The sequence below is a fragment of the Arthrobacter sp. 05L421 genome, from assembly GCF_056397785.1.
On record NZ_JBFTOC010000001.1, the window covers coordinates 532,967 to 547,653 of the forward strand.

At 68.0% G+C, this 14,687-nt stretch carries 13 protein-coding genes; 2 read left to right on the top strand and 11 right to left on the bottom strand.

What is annotated here, in order from left to right:
• Positions 1–27: 27 nt before the first annotated feature.
• Positions 28–1,065 (bottom strand): o-succinylbenzoate synthase, encoded by a 1,038-nt coding sequence (locus AC1DKQ_RS02460; RefSeq protein ID WP_476918112.1) that lies wholly within the window; start codon positions 1,063–1,065, stop codon positions 28–30.
• Positions 1,066–1,425: 360 nt separating this feature from the next.
• Here AC1DKQ_RS02460 and AC1DKQ_RS02465 point away from each other — a divergent pair, with 360 nt between their 5' ends.
• Positions 1,426–2,469 carry a phosphatase PAP2 family protein gene (locus AC1DKQ_RS02465; protein ID WP_476918113.1) on the top strand — a complete coding sequence of 348 codons (1,044 nt, stop codon included), beginning with the start codon at positions 1,426–1,428 and terminating at the stop codon, positions 2,467–2,469.
• On the opposite strand, the gene AC1DKQ_RS02470 is transcribed toward AC1DKQ_RS02465, so the two are convergent.
• The 7 genes from AC1DKQ_RS02470 to pdhA form a co-directional block, all read right to left on the bottom strand.
• Positions 2,463–3,677 (bottom strand): MFS transporter, encoded by a 1,215-nt coding sequence (locus tag AC1DKQ_RS02470; protein WP_476884550.1) that lies wholly within the window; start codon positions 3,675–3,677, stop codon positions 2,463–2,465. The two genes, AC1DKQ_RS02465 and AC1DKQ_RS02470, sit on opposite strands and share 7 nt — an antisense overlap.
• A gap of 38 nt (positions 3,678–3,715) precedes the next feature.
• Positions 3,716–4,453 carry a GAF and ANTAR domain-containing protein gene (locus AC1DKQ_RS02475; protein ID WP_476918114.1) on the bottom strand — a complete coding sequence of 246 codons (738 nt, stop codon included), beginning with the start codon at positions 4,451–4,453 and terminating at the stop codon, positions 3,716–3,718.
• A gap of 33 nt (positions 4,454–4,486) precedes the next feature.
• Positions 4,487–5,773, bottom strand: coding sequence for a MinD/ParA family ATP-binding protein (locus AC1DKQ_RS02480; protein WP_476884548.1), 1,287 nt, complete (start codon positions 5,771–5,773; stop codon positions 4,487–4,489).
• Positions 5,774–5,890: 117 nt separating this feature from the next.
• Positions 5,891–6,706 carry an MBL fold metallo-hydrolase gene (locus tag AC1DKQ_RS02485; protein ID WP_476884547.1) on the bottom strand — a complete coding sequence of 272 codons (816 nt, stop codon included), beginning with the start codon at positions 6,704–6,706 and terminating at the stop codon, positions 5,891–5,893.
• A gap of 374 nt (positions 6,707–7,080) precedes the next feature.
• Positions 7,081–8,676, bottom strand: a complete 1,596-nt coding sequence (locus tag AC1DKQ_RS02490) for a dihydrolipoamide acetyltransferase family protein (RefSeq protein WP_476918115.1) — start codon at positions 8,674–8,676, stop codon at positions 7,081–7,083.
• Between the two features lie 2 nt (positions 8,677–8,678).
• Entirely contained in the window at positions 8,679–9,791 is a 1,113-nt protein-coding gene (locus AC1DKQ_RS02495) for an alpha-ketoacid dehydrogenase subunit beta (RefSeq protein WP_476918116.1), read from the bottom strand.
• Complete coding sequence (gene pdhA / locus AC1DKQ_RS02500; RefSeq protein ID WP_476918117.1) at positions 9,788–11,026, bottom strand: pyruvate dehydrogenase (acetyl-transferring) E1 component subunit alpha; 1,239 nt, start codon at positions 11,024–11,026, stop codon at positions 9,788–9,790. The genes AC1DKQ_RS02495 and pdhA overlap by 4 nt, the downstream gene beginning before the upstream one ends.
• A 159-nt stretch (positions 11,027–11,185) precedes the next feature.
• On the opposite strand from pdhA, the gene AC1DKQ_RS02505 reads away from it, so the two are divergent.
• Entirely contained in the window at positions 11,186–11,650 is a 465-nt protein-coding gene (locus AC1DKQ_RS02505; RefSeq protein WP_090574884.1) for an Lrp/AsnC family transcriptional regulator, read from the top strand.
• Here AC1DKQ_RS02505 and galU read toward each other — a convergent pair.
• From galU to paaE, 3 genes are all read right to left on the bottom strand, one after another.
• Positions 11,647–12,537 (bottom strand): UTP--glucose-1-phosphate uridylyltransferase GalU, encoded by an 891-nt coding sequence (galU, locus tag AC1DKQ_RS02510; protein ID WP_476884543.1) that lies wholly within the window; start codon positions 12,535–12,537, stop codon positions 11,647–11,649. The two genes, AC1DKQ_RS02505 and galU, sit on opposite strands and share 4 nt — an antisense overlap.
• Positions 12,538–12,634: 97 nt before the next feature.
• The gene (locus tag AC1DKQ_RS02515) at positions 12,635–13,414 is read right to left on the bottom strand and encodes an enoyl-CoA hydratase/isomerase family protein (RefSeq protein WP_476918118.1); all 780 of its coding nucleotides are present in this window, start codon (positions 13,412–13,414) and stop codon (positions 12,635–12,637) included.
• A gap of 37 nt (positions 13,415–13,451) precedes the next feature.
• Positions 13,452–14,678, bottom strand: coding sequence for a 1,2-phenylacetyl-CoA epoxidase subunit PaaE (gene paaE / locus AC1DKQ_RS02520; protein ID WP_476918119.1), 1,227 nt, complete (start codon positions 14,676–14,678; stop codon positions 13,452–13,454).
• Between the last annotated feature and the right edge of the window lie 9 nt (positions 14,679–14,687).

The following is a 14,687-nucleotide window of genomic DNA, read 5'->3' on the forward strand; positions in this document are numbered from 1 at the left end:
ACCGACCTCGCACTACGGACCAACGCACTACGGAGCAGTCGATGCGGCCAGCACCGCGTGCACGCGCCGCAGCCGGTCCAGCCACCAGTCCCGGCGTTCCGGTGCGGCGGCGTGTGCGTCCAGCAATTCCGGCGCCGGGCGGACGTCGCGGAGGGTGATCGCGCCGTCGTCGGGAACCAGTGAATCCTGCGTGACATCAGCGGCGAGCAGGGACACTGTCCCCAGGCCGCAGGCGTACGGCAGTTCGGGCAGGGCGGCGGCGAGGGCCAGGCCGGCCCGGATGCCCACAGAGGTGTCCAACGCCGAACTCACGACGGCGGGCAGCCCAGCCTGCGCCACGATCTGCAGGGCGCGGCGCACTCCCCCGAGCGGGGCGACCTTGACCACGATCAGGTCCGCGGCGCCGGCACGGGCCACTTTGAGCGGGTCCTCTTCCTTGCGCACGCTCTCATCCGCGGCAATCAGCACGGGGACGCCGGCGGCCCGCAGCTGCCGCCGAACCTCGGCGAGGCCCGCGATCTCCGGCACGGGCTGTTCTGCATATTCGAGCCCGACGGCGGCGAGCCGCCTGAGTGCCGTGACGGCCTCCGGCACGTCCCAGCCGCCGTTCGCGTCCACCCGGATCGCGGCGTCCGGCAGGGCCTCCCGGACGGCCGTCACCCGGGCGGCGTCGTCGTCGAGGCTCTGGCCGCGTTCCGCGACCTTGACTTTGACCGCGTCCACCCGGCCAAAGCGGGCCAGGATCTCGGGCACCTGGCGCGCCGGCACGGCAGGGACAGTGGCGTTGACCGGGACGCTGTCCCGCAACGGGGCCGGAAACCCGGCCCAGCCGGCCTCTATCGCGGCCGCAAGCCAGCGGGAGGCCTCGGCGTCGTCGTACTCGGGGAAGGGAGAGAATTCGCCCCAGCCCAGCGGCCCGCGGAGCAGCAGGGCCTCGCGCTGCAGGATGCCCCGGAACTTCACGCGCATCGGCAGGCTCACAACATGGGCGCCGGCCAGGAGTTCGTCGAGGCCGGGCAGGGGCGCGGCGGGACGTGCCGGGGTGTCCATGGGGAGGGGGGGCATGGTGCCACTGTACTGGCATGCCCTCCTGCGATGCCGCACCGGGACGCGAAGGGCTGGGGACGCGAGGCGCTGGGACGACGCGAGGCGCTCGGAAGCGCTGGGACGCGGTGCAGGGAGGCTGATGAGGTCCTTGATGGGCCGGCGATGACTGGGGGTGAGTCCCTGGTCCAGGAAACTCGTCTTCGCCGGCCCCGCTCAAGGAGCGTAGTGCCGGGGGATCATCCGGGCCGGCACAAACGACTCTACGAGGCCCGGTCCGGCGGGACACGAGTAGCGAGTACTCGATTATTGGCAGGCGCTACACCCGGCGCGCGCCGGACCTTCAGCTGGCGCGCAGGGTTCTGTGGGACCCTTGATGGCATGACTTTTTGGCGGAAGCACACCTCTGGGGACCCGTCTGCCCGAGTCCAGAAAACCCCGTCTGCCGGAGTCCAGATAACACAGCTCCCGGAAACGCAGCTGCTCACCGCTCTGCCGCCGGAACCTCCGGAACGCCGGCCTCGAGCCCACCAAACACGGGATGCGCAGGCAGCGCTGCCTCCCGGCAAGGCCCCGGCCGCCTTGTTCGTGCTGGCCACGGTGGCCTGCGTCGCCGGGCTGGCCGCCACCTACTTCTTCTTTGTCCGCACCACCACGGGACAGTTCATTGACGAATCGGCCCTCGTCGAAGCCGTTGAGATCAGCGGCACCGTGGGCAAGGCCGCCACGAAACTCCTGGACTGGCTGCCGGCGCTCTCTGTGGTGATCGCGTCAATCGTGGTGGTTTTCGTCACCATCCTTAGGCGCCGCTGGTCTGCGGCCGGGATCGCGATTGCTGCTTGCGTGGGCGCAAATGTGGCAACGCAAATCCTGAAGGACCTGCTCCCGGTCCGGCCATACCGCGGCGTCGAGACACTGGAGCTGAATTCGCTGCCCTCGGGCCACACCACCCTGGCGGCCTCGGCCGCAGCAGCCGTGTTCCTGCTGGTCTCGCCGCGCTGGCGGCCGCTGGCCGGCTATCTGGGCGGCAGCTTCGCGGTCGCCACGGGCGTGTCCACCCTGATCAACCAGTGGCACAGGCCCGCCGACGTCGTGGCAGCCTTCCTGCTGGTGGGCGCGTTCATGATCCCGGCCGGCTGGCTGATCATCCGCCGGGGCCCGTGCTGGAACGTCTGGGACGGTTACGGAGGCCACTGGGCCTCGGCCAGGGTGTGGCTGCTGCTTCCGGTCCTCACCGGCCTTGCCGCGGCAGGGGTCGCGGCGTATGCCTTGCTGAGCATCGGCCCGGGCGGGCAGATCAGCACCATCAGTTACTTCTGGGCCGGAACGTCGCTGATCATCATTGCCGGCTACCTCGGCACCGTGGCCGGCGTGTGGTTGTTCGGCCTGGCCGCCCGGCAAGTCAGTAGCTCAGGCGGTCAGTAGTTCCGGCGGTGTTTTAGGCGCGGAATGGTCACGGCGAACACCGCCGCGGCGGCGAAGCCGATCACACCGGTCGCCGCCACGCCGGCCCCCAGGGCAGCGACCGCGGTGACGGCTGAGAGCAGCACGGGACCGCCGGTGGCGCCGGCATCGGCCATGAAGCGCCAGATCCCCAGGAACTGGCCGCGGCCGTTGTCCGGCGAGAAATCGGCCCCGAGCGTCATGTTCAGGCCGGAGCTGATGCCGTTGCCGAAGCCGATCAGGAGCGCAGCCAGCATGAGCGAGACGAATCCCGTGCTGAGCGGGATCAGGAGCATGGCCGTGCCCATGATGAGCGTGGACGGTACGGCCACCCATTGCCGGCCCTTGCGGTCCATCAGCTTTCCGGCGGGATAGAACACCAGCATGTCGATCGCCCCGGAGATCCCGTAGATCAGGGAGGCCTGGGTGGGGTCAAGGCCCAGGTGATCGGCCCACAGCGGGATGACCACCTGGCGCGAGGCGCGCAACGCGCTCAGCAGCAGAACGCCGGCCCCGACGCTGAGGAAAACGCCGGCGTGCGACACAGCGATGCTGCGCATGGTGGGCTGTTGCACCGGAACGCCGTCGGCCGGAAGCGGCTTCGCCTCGAGGTCGGGGATGGTGACGGACACCGCCGCCGCCGCGGCCATGGCCACGACGCCAGCCCAATAAGCCCCGCTGATCCCGGCAAACTGCATCACGGCGGCCCCGATGAAAGGGCCGATGAAGATGCCAATCCTGTTGACGCCTCCGAGTGTGGACAGGGCCCGTGCCCGGACCATGACCGGCACGGCCTCCGTCAGGTATTTCTGCCGCGCCAGGCTGAAGACGCTGGCGGCCATGCCCACCACCACCATCGCCGCCGCCAGCACCCAGAGGCCGCCGGGAAACAGCGGTGCGACCGCCGCCGCGGCGAGGGCGACAGCGCTGGCGGCCGCGGCCCCCACGATCGCCCAGCGTTCCCCGAATTTCAGCGTGATCAGTGACGCCGGCAGGTTGAAGAACCAGGACCCGAGGCCAATCAGCGTAACAATCAGCGCGGCCCCTGGCACCGAGGCGCCAAGATCGCGGGCGGACAGGGCCACCACGGGAAGGATCGCGCCCTCGCCCAGGCTGAACATGAGGGCCGGCCCGAACGCGGGAACGGCGATGCTGCGGAGGCTGAAGGGTGCGAGGCGTGTGGTGGTCATCCCCTTCATCCTAGGCATCCGCCGGGGCCCTCCCTGATTTAGGCGTCGAAGTGGGTGCGGACCCCGACGCTGGTGACGTGCCGGAGGACGTCCGCGGCGACGTCACGGAGCTTCTGGTTCCGGTTGCTGGATACTCGGGTCAGGATGGCCATGGCCTCGTCCTGGGAGCAGCGGTTCTGCGCCATGATCACACCACAGGCGAGATCTATGGAGGTGCGGTTCTCCATGGCGGCCTGCAGGTCCTCGGCCCGGGACTGGGCGGTTCCGATGCGCACGGCCAGGCGCAGGGCACGCCCTGCCAAGTCCGCGAACCCGGCCGCTTCAGCGATGGTCGCCTCCGTGAAGAGTCCAGTGTCCGCCGCGAAGAAGTTCAGTGCCGCGGCGGCGTCCTCACCGATCTCCAGGGGAACGCCCAGGGTGCTGCGGCACCCGTTAGCGGCAAGCTGGAGCTGGTAGTCGGGCCAGCGGGGGTCCGTGTCCACGTCCGCCAGCAGGACCACGGCCTTGGTGCGCAGAGCCTCGACACAGGGGCCGGAACGGAGGCTTTGCTCAATGCGGTCCAGGACCACGGCGTGAGGGCTGCTGCCCGCGACCGTCATGGTCCGTTTACGGCGCTGGAGCGTGACACCGCACTCAATCTCGGCGCCGGTCATGTGGCTCAACGAGGCGGCGGAAAACTCCGCGAGACGATTCAGGAAGTCGTCGACGTTTTCGGTCCCCAGGAGTAAGTCCTGCAGGTGCCGGGCGGCGTCGTCCCCGACGTAGTGGTTGGCCATGCTCAAATGTACCGCGGAGTCCTGCGTGGGCGCTTAGACGTAGCCGTCCACGATTGCCGCGGCGATCTCACGGTAGGCGCGCCGCGTTTCAGGGCGTAGTACGTCGAGGGTGACGAGGTCGCCGTCGGCCACTCCGCGGTCGTGCGGAACCGCGATCAGCTGGCGGCAGATGCCGGACAGGTGTTCCTCGATTGCGTCCTTGTCCACCCGGGTGGACACCTCGTCCTTGTCGGTGATGACCACGACGGCGTTGCGCGCCAGGTCTTCGTAGCCGTGGCTCGCCAGCCAGTGAAGGGTGCTTCGGGCCCGTTTGGCGCCGCTGACGGCATAGCCGGCAGCGATGATCAGGTTGTCCGCCGACTGCAGGATGCCGCTCATGGCATTGTGCGTCACGCCCGTGCCGCAGTCGATCAGCGCCACGGAATAGTAGGCGGAGATGAGCTTGCGGATCCGCAGGTATTCCTCGGCCGTCAGCGAATCCGATACCTCGGGATCCTGTTCACCGGCAATGAGGTGCAGCCTGCCGGCATGGTGCATGTAGCGGGCCAGTGCCGTGAGGGAATCGACTGACTCGATGTTCCCGAGCAGGTCCGTGATGGTCCGCGGGCTCTGCTGCTGGTAGATGCCCTCGCCGAGGGCGCGTTCGACGAGGTCGCCGGAATCAGGGTTGGCGTCGATCGCGCACGGGGGATCGCCCCGGAACTCCGCCAGGGTCAGTCCGACGCCAACCGTGGTGGAGGTCTTGCCGATGCCGCCCTTCAGGCTCAGGACGGCGGTGTTGTAGCTGCCCTGGAGCTGGCGGGAGATGCGCCGGGCCAGTTCGTCTTCCTCACGCTGCCTGGCGCTCGGGCCCAGGTTCAGCCCGCCGCCGGTCAGGTTGTAGAGCGCCCCGCGGAAACCGCCGACGGGCCGGGGCTTCTGCTCGCGGACAAAGAGACCCGGGGAACTGATGAAGTCGGGCACCGGGGCGTCGGCCAGTGCCGCCGCCCTGCTGGCCGAACGCGTGGAACGGGTGGGCTGGGCGGGCACGGCAGGAGCAGCCTCGGGGGCAGGCGGCTTCAGAGCAGGATCCTTGGACGGTTTTGCGGGCTGCGGGCGCGCGGGTGCGTCGGCTGCAGCAGCAGCCTGCGCCCAGGAACTGCTGGGGGCCGTCGGGCGCTGGTCAGCCTGGTTGCTGGAAATGATAGGCATGGTTCCTGTCCAGGCGTCGGAGTCGTCGCCGCGGCGGCGGTCCCTCCGACGCGGGAGTTGGGCCTCCTCTGCAGCTGCTTCAGCTTCAGCGAGGGCGTTGGCGGTCTTGTTTTCGACCTGTTCTGGCATGTTCGTTCCCCCCAGGGATCACAGCGCAGACCGCTGCAGTGCTCGATTGACATCGTTCCAGGAACAAGTCTAGGGGCAGTAATGAGCACACTTACCATTACTGCCAAGATCCTGGCCCTAGCGGTGGGCCCCTGTGTCCTGCAGGCGCTTGATAAACCAGCGCGACTGCTCGGGGCCGTACGGCAGGATCGGGATGGCCTTGGTGGCGTCGTCCGGGGTTTCCCGGGTGGCCTGGATTGCCTGCCGGACCGCGGTGGTCATGGTGTTGGCCATGGTCTTGACGAACTGGTCCGAGCACGGTTCGCCGTGGCCGGGAATCAGGAACTCGTAACGGTGCCGCAGCGCAGAGAGGTGCCGGAGGGCGTCGGCCCAGTCTTCCGGGAATGAGTCCTCGAAGGAGGGGTGTGAACCCTGTTCCACGAGGTCGCCGGCGAAGAGGGTGCTCGCCGTGCCGACCAGGAGGTCGCCATCGGTGTGGCCGCGGCCCAGATAGAACAAGGTGGCGGTCTGGCCGCCAAGATCCACAAGGACGGGCTGGTCCTTCACGATGGCGTTCGGAACCACCAGCTCGGCATCGGTGCCCTGACCGGCCGCCATTTCCGGTTCCGCCGAGGCCACGAACCGCCGCTGCTCATCACCGTTCTCCTCGATTTCCGCAGCGCAGTTCTCGTGCGCCCAGAATTCCGTGACGCCGTCGTCGGCGAAGACGGCGTTGCCGAAGAAGTGGTCGTAGTGGGCGTGCGTGTTGACCACCACCAGTGGCAGCGCGGTCTTTTCCCGCACGGCCGCCAGGATCTCACGGCCCTGCCGGGGGCCGCCGCCGGTGTCGATCACCATGGCGCGCTCGGTGCCGACCACCATACCCGTATTGAGCAGGGAACCTTGAGTTGTCAGTACGTAGTTGTCTGGACCGACCTCGAGCCATCGTGACATTGCATCTCCGTATTTCCGACGCTTTTCCGGCGTTGTTTGTGCGGTCTTGTTGGTGCTGTGTTGGTGCGCTGCACAGGCCTCGATTCTACCCGTGTCGGCTGGCAATTCCCTTCAGGGCATGCCCGTCCCGCCCCTGTGGCGGCTCTGCCCGGAGGCCCTCGTCTTAGCCTCGCCGCGGAGTAGCCTGTGGCCACCACTGACGACTTTGCCCTCATCCGCCGCTTCAGCGCGAACGGCTGCTGCTCCTGCCGGCGTCGTGGCCGGTGCGGCGGCCTTCCGCGCGGGCGGAGAAGGGAGCGGGAACCGCACAGAACTAACCGTGCGGCCCCGCCCGGCCGGGAATCCCGGGCCAGCGAATCCCCCGAGCCAAGTGCTCACATGTCCGCGAGCGCCGACCCCGGGTTCTCGATCGCGTCGGCGACATAACGCAGGAAACCGCCTGCGGCGCCCCCGTCGCACACCCGGTGGTCGAACGTGAGGGTCAGTTCGGTGACCTTACGGACCGCGAGCTCGCCGTTGACCACCCAAGGCTTGTCGATGATCCGCCCGACGCCCAGGATCCCCACCTCGGGGTGGTTGATGATCGCGGCGGAACCGTCAACCCCGAACACGCCGTAGTTGTTCAGCGTGAAGGTGCCGCTGCCCAGCTCCGCCGGGGTCGCCTTGCCCTCGCGGACGACGGCGGTGAGGCGGCGGATCTCCGCGTCCAGTTCGCGGGCGCTGAGCTTGTCAGCGTTCCGCACCGACGGCACCATCAGTCCGCGGTCGGTCTGCGCCGCGAAACCGAGGTTGACGCCGTCGAAGGCCACAATCTCCTGCATCATGCCGCCCGCAGCATCCTCGGTGGTCACGATCCGCGTGTTCAGCTCCGGGAACTTCTTCAGCCCGGCGGTAACGAACCGGGCAATGAAAGCCAGCAGGCCCGGGGTATTGTGCGGGTCAGCCTTCTTCAGCGCCGCACGCATCTCCACGAGCGCCGTGGCGTCCACATCCACCCACACCGTCGCTTCCGGGATCTCGGACCGGCTGCGTGTCATGTTCGCCGCGACCGCCTTGCGCACTCCACGTACCGCTGTGCGTCCGGAGATGCCCAGCCCGGTGCGCGCATCGGTACCCGACGCCGAGGCCGGAACGGCCGGCTCCACGACAGGTTCCGCGGCCGGGCGCTCAACCACCGGTGACGGCTTGATGACGGCTTCAACGTCGCGCCGCATGATGAGCCCGCTGGCCCCCGACCCCTGGAGTTCCCCCAAATCAACCCCATGATCGCGCGCCATCCGGCGAACCAGCGGAGAAATAACCGCCCCGAGCTTCCCCGGCACCCGGGTCCGCAGCAGCACCAGGTCATCGGCAGCCTTCTCGGCAGCAGACGCCGGGCCGGCAGGCTCGACAAGCGAAGTAGCGACGGCCCGCTTAGGAGCCCGGCTCCGCCGGGCAACTCCATGCCCGCCCGGAGTCCCATACCCGATCAAGACATTCCCAGACCCAGCCTTCTCCTCCTCACGGTAAGCCTCAGCCGCGGCAGCGGCCGGGGTGTCAGCAACAACACCAGGCGATGCAGGCAATGCCGCCCCGGGAGTGGCATCGGGCCTGTCGGAGCCGGACGGCATGCTGCTTGCAGCAATGCCGTCCGGCGAAGGGGCGGGGGCGGCATTGCCTGTGGCGGCGCCACCGGCGGCATCATCCGCACCGGCCCCACCCGAAACCGGGGAAGCACCGGCAGCACCCACAGGCATCACCGAGATCAGCGGCTTGCCGACGTCGAGCGTCTGGCCGGGCTCGCCGTGCAGCACGGCCACGGTGCCGGCGTACGGGGAGGGCACCTCCACCATGGACTTGGCCGTCTCCACCTCGGCGATCGGCTGGTCGACGCGGATCTCGTCGCCCACGGCCACGAGCCAGCTCACGAGCTCGGCTTCGGTGAGGCCTTCGCCCAGGTCAGGGAGGAGGAATACTTTGGGTTCGCTCATGGTCAGTCTTCCCACTGGAGGTCGTCAACGGCGTCGAGGATGCGGTCCACGCCGGGCAGGTAGTAGTGCTCGAGCTTGGGCGCCGGGTAGGGCACGTCGAAGCCGGTGACGCGGCGGATCGGCGCGGCGAGGTGGTGGAAGCAGCGTTCCTGGACCCGGGCGACGATTTCCGAGGCCACGGACGCGAAGCCGTGGGCCTCGGCGATGACCACGGCGCGGCCGGTCTTGCGGACCGAGGCGCAGACGGTCTCGTCGTCGAACGGCACGATCGAGCGGACGTCGATCACTTCCAGCGAGCGGCCTTCCTCGGCGGCGGCGGCCGCGGCGGCAAGCGCCGTCGGGACGGACGGCCCGTAGGCGATCAGCGTGGCGTCGGTGCCGGGGCGGGCAACGGCGGCCCGGCCCTCGGAGGAAGTGCCGTTCTCGGTGTTCGCGGCGTGCTCGGCGCGCAGCGCGTCCAGGTCCACCTGGTCCTTGGACCAATACAGCTTCTTGGGCTCCATGAACATGACGGGGTCGTCGGAATCGATGGCTTCGCGGAGCATCCGGTAGCCATCGGCCACGGTGGCGGGGGTGAAGACCTTCAGGCCGGCGGTGTGCGCGTAGTAGGCCTCGGAGGAGTCGCAGTGGTGCTCCACTCCCCCGATGCCGCCGGCGTACGGAACCCGGATGACCATGGGCAGCTTCACGGCGCCCTTGGTGCGGTTGTGCATCTTGGCGACGTGGCTGACGATCTGTTCGAAGGCCGGGTAGGCGAACGCGTCGAACTGCATCTCGATGACCGGGCGCATGCCGTTCATGGCCATGCCCACGGCCATGCCCACGATTCCGGATTCGGCCAGGGGGGTGTCGAAGCAACGGCTGGTGCCGAAGGTCTTGGTGAGCCCGTCCGTGATGCGGAAGACGCCGCCGAGCATGCCGACATCCTCGCCGAAGACCAGGACCGAGGGGTCCGCGTGCATGGCGTCGGCCATGGCGGTGTTGAGCGCCTTGGCCAGCGTGATGGTCTGCGGGCCGGTCAGTTCTGCGGCGGCGGCAGCCTTGGCGGCGGCGCGGGCGGTCGCGGCACTGACGTTGCCGTTCGCCTCGGAGGACGTGGTGATGGTGGGGCTCATTTGCCGGCCTCCGTAGCGGTGGATGCGGCTGCGGCGGATGCGGCGTCGCGGGCTAGTTCGTCGGCGAGCATGGCTGACTGTTCTTTCAGCTGTGGGGTGGGGGTGGAGAAGACGTACTTGAAGAGGTCCTGCGGTTCCACCGGAACCTCTTCGCTGAGGCCTTCGCGCAGCTGCGTGGCAACTGCTTCGGCCTTGTCGGTGATCCTGGCAGCGCGGTCATCGTCCAGCAGGCCGCGGTCCGTCAGGTAGGTCTGCATCCGGCTCAGCGGGTCCTTGGCCACCCATTCGGCGACTTCGCTGTCCTGACGGTAGCGGGTGGCATCGTCGGCGTTGGTGTGCGCCTGCATCCGGTAGGTGTGCGCCTCCACGAGCAGCGGGCCGGAACCTTCCCGGGCGAGCTTGACGGCCCGGCCCAGGACGGCGAGCAGGGCCACGACGTCATTGCCGTCCACGCGTTCGCCGGCCATGCCGTAGCCCACGGCCTTGTGGGCCAGCGAGGGCGCAACCGACTGGTGCGCCAGCGGCACGGAGATCGCGTACTGGTTGTTCTGGACGAAGAAGACCACAGGAAGGTGGAAGACGGCGGCGAAGTTCAGGGCCTCGTGGAAGTCGCCTTCGCTGGTGGCGCCGTCCCCGCACATGGCCAGGACCACGGTGTCCTCGCCGCGCAGCTTGGCGGCGTGCGCAACGCCGACGCCGTGCAGCAGCTGGGTGGTCAGCGGAGTGCACTGGATCCCGACCTTGTTCTTGGCGGGGTCGTAGCCGCCGTGCCAGTCGCCGCGGAAGAGCGTCATGGTCTGCACAGGGTCCACGCCGCGGGCCATGACGGCCACCGAGTCGCGGTAGGTGGGGAACAACCAGTCACCCTCGGCAAGGCACAGTGCGGCGGCAACCTGGCACGCCTCCTGGCCGTGGCTGGAAGGGTAGACGGCCATGCGGCCCTGCCGGACCAGCGCGGAGTTCTGGTCGTTGACGCGGCGGCCGACGACGAGCTGCTCGTAGGCGGCCAGCAGTTCGGCCTCGCTGGGCAGGCTGTATTCGTGCCCGGGCTGGGTGCCCTGTTCCGTGTGCGGGTTCAGGGTGCCGTCGGGGCCGACCATCTGGATCTGGTGGCGGGCCGGGAGCATGTAGTCCTCAACCGTGATGCCAAACTTGCTCACGGCATCACTGGCTGGATTTTGCTGCGCGGCCTGCTGCGCAGGTTGCTGCGCAGCATGGTCTGCGGAGATCGTCATTGGTCCGTCCTTCTGTAGCCACTAATCTTTCCCAGTATGCCGCCAGCCGCTGTTTCGTATCCACCTCCGTGGCAAACCATGGAGAAGTCCACAAATTTGCCCTAGTCTGGAAGACGAATCGTAAGTGTGAGCTGGATTACCGGCGGGGGTTGTAGACGAATGGCAGAGCTTGAGGCGGAGCAGGTGGCGGTGCCGCTGGACGATGTGGACCGGAACATCATTGCGGAGCTGACCCGGGACGGCCGGATGTCCGTGACCCAGGTGGCCGAGAACGTCCACATTTCCCGCGCCCACGCGTACACCCGGATAGCCCGGCTCACCGGTGAAGGCGTCCTGACCAAGTTCACCGCCCTGGTGGATCCCATCAAGGCCGGCTTGAAGTCGTCGGCCTACGTCACGCTGAAGGTGCGCCAGCATTCCTGGCGCGAGCTGCGCGAACTCCTGCGCGCCATCCCGGAGGTCCATCACATCGCGCTGGTGGGCGGGGACTTCGATGTCATCCTGCTGGTGCGCGCCGTGGACAACATTGACCTTCGCCGGGTGATCTTCGACCAGTTGCAGTCCATGCCCGGTGTCTTGGACACCCAGACCTTCCTGGTGTTCGAAGACGTGGACACGCGCTAGCTTACGAACGCCTTCATCCAGGCCCGGAGCTCCTCGCCAAACTCCACCCGCTCGGCCGCGATCGAGATGACCGCCTTGAGGTAGCTGAGTTTGTCTCCGGTGTCGTACCGGCGGCCCCGGAAGACCACACCGTAGACGCCGGCTCCGTCGCAGTCGGACACGGCAAGGGTCTGCAGCGCATCGGTGAGCTGGATTTCGCCGCCACGGCCGGGCGGGGTGTCCTCCAGCACATCGAAAATCTCCGGATGCAGGACGTACCGCCCGATCACGGCCAGGTTCGACGGGGCATCGGCGATGGCTGGTTTCTCCACGAGCCGGTTGACCCGCACATGGTCCTGGCCCGGCACCACCGAAATGTCGGCGCAACCATAGGCACTGATTTCCGCGGGATCCACCTCGATCAGCGCCACCACGGAGCCGCCGGTCCGGGCCTGGACGTCCATCATGGTGGTCAGCAGCTCGTCCCGCTCGTCGATCAGGTCATCGCCCAGCAGGACGGCGAAGGGTTCATGGCCCACGTGCTGGCGGGCGCAGAGGACCGCATGGCCCAGCCCCTTGGGGTCGCCCTGGCGCACATAGTGCAGCGGGCCCAGGCGGGAAGCGTGACGGACGGCCTCCAGCCTGTCGAAATCACCCTTGAGTTCAAGGGCGTGCTCCAGCGAGGGTTCGCGGTCGAAGTGGTCCTCCAGTGCACGCTTCTGGCGCCCGGTAACCATCAGCAGATCCGTCAGCCCGGCCCGGACGGCTTCTTCCACGACGTATTGGATGGCCGGCTGGTCGACCACCGGCAGCATTTCCTTGGGCATTGCCTTAGTGGCCGGCAGGAAGCGCGTTCCCAGCCCCGCCGCGGGTATGACAGCTTTAGTTACAGATCTCCCCAGACTCATAACCGAACATTACAAGCGGGTTAAGGAAATGAGAATGCTTCGGGGCAAAGACGAGTACTCGGGAAATGAGTTTCCGCGGAACCCGCCGGGCCGCCGGTCAGCCCTTGAAAACCGGGGTGCGCTTCTCATGGAAGGCGCGGAAACCCTCGGCGTAGTCCTCGCTCTTGCACAGCCGTGCCTGCTCTGCGTTTTCCTCTTCCATGGCCTCCCACAGCCCCAGCCGCTGGTCCCGGATATGCGCCACGAGCTCTTTGCTGGCCCGGAACGCACCGGTGGCGCCAGTGGCAACGCCGGCCACGATGGCCCGGGTGTTCTCCAGCAGTTCCGCCGCGGGCATGGCCCGGCTGAACATACCCCGTGCCACGGCGTCGGCGCCGCTCATGAGCTCCGCCGTGTAAATCAGGTCCAGGGTCCGGTGCATGCCCAGGCGCTCGGTGAAATACCAGTGCCCGCCGGAATCGAGGGTGGCGCCGAGCTTGGCGAACGGTGAGCCGAACTTGGCGTTCTCCGCCACGTAAACCACATCCGTGGCCAGCAGCAGGCCCAGCCCCACACCGAGGCAGGCGCCCTGCGCCGCCGCGAACGTGGGCGCGGGGAAAGTGCTCATTTTCTTGAGCAGCGGCTGGACGAGCCCGCCCAGGTACGCCTGCGCGTCGTCGCTCTCCGGGGTCACGCCGGCGATGTCCCGGCCGGCGCAGAAGGCGCGGCCCTCGCCGCGGAGCAGCAGTGCGCGGACCTCGCCGCGCGCGGCAGCGTCAGCAGCGTCGTCGTACGCCCGGGACAAATCCGCGAGTGCCTGCTCGTCGAGGGAGTTCAGCTTGTGTGGGGCATCGAGTACGACTTCGGCAACGCCGTCGGCGATGGACAGGGAAATCATGGGGCTCCTTGGATTCGAAAGGCGGGCGCCGAAAAACCTAGACGTCGAAGTCGACCGTGACTTCCGGGGTGGTGGGGTGGGACTGGCAGGTCAGGACGTAACCCTTGTCGAGCTCATCCTGCTCCAGGGCGTAGTTCTCGTCCATGGTGACATTGCCGCTGACCAGCTTGGCCCGGCAGGTGCCGCAGACGCCGCCGGCGCAGGCGAACGGCACGTCGGGGCGGACCCGGAGGGCTGCGTTGAGGATGGATTCCCGGGCGTGGGTGGGGCTCGCCACGTCGCCCTGCAAACCGTCCAGCTTGAACGTGATCTTGTAGGTCTCCTTGGACTCGTCCTCGATCACTGGCCGGCCAATGTTGCCCTCGGGGCGGTCCGGCTTGCCGGAGGTGAACAGTTCGAAGCGGACGTGCTCCGGGGCGACGCCGCGCGAGGCGAGGGTGTCCCGGCACAGCTGCACGAGTTCGAACGGACCGCAGAGGAACCATTCGTCGACGTCGTCAGCGTGGATGGCGGTGCCCAGCAGCGCCTGCAGCTTCTCGGCGTCGATCCTGCCGCTGAGCAGCGGCGCGATCCGCTGTTCACGCGAGAGCACGTGGTGCAGCGCCAGCCGGGCCGGGTACTTGTCCTTCAGGTCCGCGAGTTCTTCGAGGAACATCACGTCCATGGCGGCCTTGTTGGCGTAGATGAGGTCGAAGCGGGTCTCGGGGTGGGCCGCCAGCAAGGTGCGGGCGATGGCGATCACGGGGGTGATGCCGGAGCCTGCGGCGATTGCCACGAACGAGCCGGGCTCCCCCGCCAGCTCCTTCGGATCATTCATGGAAGTCATAACATTTTGCTCCACCGGCTTGCCGTCGCGGCCGTGCTTGGAGACGAAGGCACCCATGGGGCTCATGACGTCCAGGACGTCGCCGGCCTTGAGTTCGGCGTTGGCCCACGTGGAGAACAGGCCCCCGAGGTCTTTCTTGATGGCCACCCGGATTTCGCTGCTGCCGTCCGCGAAGCTACGCGGTTCGGCGCAGATCGAGTAGCTGCGGCGGATCTCGTGCGGCTGCCCGTCGGCGTCGGGCAGGGTGGTGCGCAGCGCGACGTACTGGCCCGGCAGGTAGTCGAACTGTCCGGCGAGCCCGGCCGGGACCCCGAACGTCACCTCGATGGCGTCGTCGGTGAGCCGGCGGACCTCATCCACCGTCAGGGTGTGGAAGGACGCACGACGGCGGCCGGTGGCTGCGGCCGACTCCGCGGCGGTCTGGCGGACAACCTTCATGGAGGCACC

Bases quoted from the DNA above. Each gene is read 5' to 3' on its own strand.
- AC1DKQ_RS02460 (WP_476918112.1), bottom strand. From the start codon at position 1,065: ATGCCCCCCCTCCCCATGGACACCCCGGCACGTCCCGCCGCGCCCCTG.
- AC1DKQ_RS02465 (WP_476918113.1), top strand. From the start codon at position 1,426: ATGACTTTTTGGCGGAAGCACACCTCTGGGGACCCGTCTGCCCGAGTC.
- AC1DKQ_RS02470 (WP_476884550.1), bottom strand. From the start codon at position 3,677: ATGACCACCACACGCCTCGCACCCTTCAGCCTCCGCAGCATCGCCGTT.
- AC1DKQ_RS02475 (WP_476918114.1), bottom strand. From the start codon at position 4,453: ATGGCCAACCACTACGTCGGGGACGACGCCGCCCGGCACCTGCAGGAC.
- AC1DKQ_RS02480 (WP_476884548.1), bottom strand. From the start codon at position 5,773: ATGCCAGAACAGGTCGAAAACAAGACCGCCAACGCCCTCGCTGAAGCT.
- AC1DKQ_RS02485 (WP_476884547.1), bottom strand. From the start codon at position 6,706: ATGTCACGATGGCTCGAGGTCGGTCCAGACAACTACGTACTGACAACT.
- AC1DKQ_RS02490 (WP_476918115.1), bottom strand. From the start codon at position 8,676: ATGAGCGAACCCAAAGTATTCCTCCTCCCTGACCTGGGCGAAGGCCTC.
- AC1DKQ_RS02495 (WP_476918116.1), bottom strand. From the start codon at position 9,791: ATGAGCCCCACCATCACCACGTCCTCCGAGGCGAACGGCAACGTCAGT.
- pdhA (WP_476918117.1), bottom strand. From the start codon at position 11,026: ATGACGATCTCCGCAGACCATGCTGCGCAGCAACCTGCGCAGCAGGCC.
- AC1DKQ_RS02505 (WP_090574884.1), top strand. From the start codon at position 11,186: ATGGCAGAGCTTGAGGCGGAGCAGGTGGCGGTGCCGCTGGACGATGTG.
- galU (WP_476884543.1), bottom strand. From the start codon at position 12,537: ATGAGTCTGGGGAGATCTGTAACTAAAGCTGTCATACCCGCGGCGGGG.
- AC1DKQ_RS02515 (WP_476918118.1), bottom strand. From the start codon at position 13,414: ATGATTTCCCTGTCCATCGCCGACGGCGTTGCCGAAGTCGTACTCGAT.
- paaE (WP_476918119.1), bottom strand. From the start codon at position 14,678: ATGAAGGTTGTCCGCCAGACCGCCGCGGAGTCGGCCGCAGCCACCGGC.